The sequence below is a fragment of the Carboxylicivirga marina genome (genome assembly GCF_016612505.1).
GTDB classification, from domain to species: domain Bacteria; phylum Bacteroidota; class Bacteroidia; order Bacteroidales; family Marinilabiliaceae; genus Carboxylicivirga; species Carboxylicivirga marina.
Map to the genome: position 1 here is coordinate 1 of NZ_JAENRR010000140.1, position 1,485 is coordinate 1,485.

The following is a 1,485-nucleotide window of genomic DNA, read 5'->3' on the forward strand; positions in this document are numbered from 1 at the left end:
TACAAAAACTGAAAGTTATTAAATACAATAGTAGATGTTTCATATTTTGTTCGTCTGTATTTTTATGGTTACCAACGTTGGTACAAGAGTAGTACGGATTTGATTAGAATATCGTGTCGGTTTACTCATGAGCCAAGCGTTTGTTTTGACACCAAATTTAACAAAATATTTAACTCCGTCAAGACGAACGTCTTGGCGGCGATAACAAGTTGAACTGAAGCTTGCTTACCCACGAAACCCGTATTACTTTTGTACATTGTTAGGCAATGTTATTCTATTCATCATTAATTTTAACTCATCAATTGTAGGCTCTTTTCCATTAATCTTTCGGTGAAGCATAGCGTGACAATTTGGGCAAACAGGAATTAAATCCTTTTTAAAATCAATCCTATAATTTTCTGCTATCTCGTGAATTGGGACTAAATGATGTATGTGAATAAAATCTATTCCTATTTCGCCATACAATTCTTTAAAGTTTAGTCCGCAAATTTTACAATTTAATCCATGATGCTTTATTGCATTTTCTCTAGCCTTCGAACTTCGTTCATATTTATTTACAATCACTGTTTTCTTTGCACCTTCGTATTCAACTGTAGATTCACCAACAATTTCAGGGAAATAGTCTGTTTGATAATTGTCAGTAAAGTATGTTTCTATATATTTTAATAGTTTATCATTTTTAATCTTTATCGGTCCTTGCGGTGCTGCATTTAATCCATTTTGTTTTAGATTATCTAGCCTCATCTGATTATTTGAAACTTGTTCAATTAATTTTAATCTTGCATATTTTCCAGTTTGAGATTTTTCATATTCAGATAAATCATTCCAGTACTTTTTATCATCTTGTATTTGGCTATAATCTATATCTGTTTTTTCAATAATGCATTTATATTGAATCATTTTGATAGGACTAGTACAATAAATATAAACAATATCGCCAGTTGAATATTTAGTTAGACCTTGTTTCCAATCAATGAACCCATAATGTTCAAATGCACTTGAATGGTCATACATTTTTGAGTTTGCAGAAATTATCCAATTCATAATTATTCAGTTAGTTATTATTCAATCTTGGTGGATTATTAAGTGCATTTTTAACAACTTGAGCGATTGTATTTTTTGTTATTCCTTTTGATTTACAGTATTTTCCATCAAGCCAATCATCAAGCAGTTTGGCTCCCTTACTTGCATTGCAAGAAGTGCAACATAATGCTATATTATCTATGTTTGAAATCCGTATGTCATTAACGATATGCTCCCATGATGGTTTAGTCTTTCTTGATTCATGATTAATTGAAAAATCAACTCCACAATAAACGCAAAACAAGTCCCTTTTTAGTACATATTTTTCTACTTCTTGTGGTATTCCCCACTTATTTGCCATGGTACGGATTTTTTAATATTGCCTAACGGTGGCTAGTCGAGTAGGCAAAGGGAATTTCACCCTAAGCCTCTCACAGAACCGTGCTTGATAGTCTCCCATCA

General features: G+C 31.9%; 2 protein-coding genes. Both read right to left on the minus strand.

The genetic code is table 11. The features are described 5' to 3' along the window. Positions 1-243: 243 nt before the first annotated feature. Positions 244-1,044 carry an HNH endonuclease gene (locus JIV24_RS22100; RefSeq protein ID WP_200467258.1) on the minus strand — a complete coding sequence of 267 codons (801 nt, stop codon included), beginning with the start codon at positions 1,042-1,044 and terminating at the stop codon, positions 244-246. Between the two features lie 10 nt (positions 1,045-1,054). Beyond that, complete coding sequence (locus JIV24_RS22105) at positions 1,055-1,384, minus strand: HNH endonuclease (protein WP_200467259.1); 330 nt, start codon at positions 1,382-1,384, stop codon at positions 1,055-1,057. Positions 1,385-1,485 lie beyond the last annotated feature (101 nt).

What these genes read in the sequence shown, in the direction of transcription:
- JIV24_RS22100 (WP_200467258.1), bottom strand. Translation starts at nt 1,044, where the DNA reads ATGAATTGGATAATTTCTGCAAACTCAAAAATGTATGACCATTCAAGT.
- JIV24_RS22105 (WP_200467259.1), bottom strand. Translation starts at nt 1,384, where the DNA reads ATGGCAAATAAGTGGGGAATACCACAAGAAGTAGAAAAATATGTACTA.